The 388-nt window shown below is 68.0% G+C and carries 1 protein-coding gene; it reads left to right on the forward strand.

All coding sequences use genetic code 11. From position 1 onward, the window contains the following. Nucleotides 1–388, forward strand: a 388-nt coding sequence (locus ADK54_RS16645; protein WP_324610164.1) for a carboxyl transferase domain-containing protein, incomplete at both ends; no start/stop codon positions are given.

Consider the following 388-nt stretch of genomic DNA (forward strand, 5'->3'; position numbering starts at 1 on the left):
CCATGAGCGGTGGGCCCGCAACATCATCTGCGCGCTGGCCCGGTTCGACGGCCAGGTCGTGGGCATCGTCGCCAACCAGCCGCAGTCCCTGGCCGGGGTCCTGGACATCGAGGCCAGCGAGAAGGCGGCCCGGTTTGTGCAGATGTGCGACGCGTTCAACATCCCCATCGTGACGCTGCTGGACGTCCCGGGCTTCCTCCCCGGTGTCTCGCAGGAGCACGGCGGGATCATCCGGCACGGCGCGAAGCTGCTGTACGCGTACTGCAACGCGACCGTCCCCCGCATTTCGCTGATCCTGCGCAAGGCCTACGGCGGCGCCTACATCGTCATGGACTCCCAGTCCATCGGCGCCGACCTGACCTACGCCTGGCCGACGAACGAGATCGCG

This window comes from Streptomyces sp. WM6378, assembly GCF_001279695.1.
In the GTDB taxonomy this organism is placed as follows: domain Bacteria; phylum Actinomycetota; class Actinomycetes; order Streptomycetales; family Streptomycetaceae; genus Streptomyces.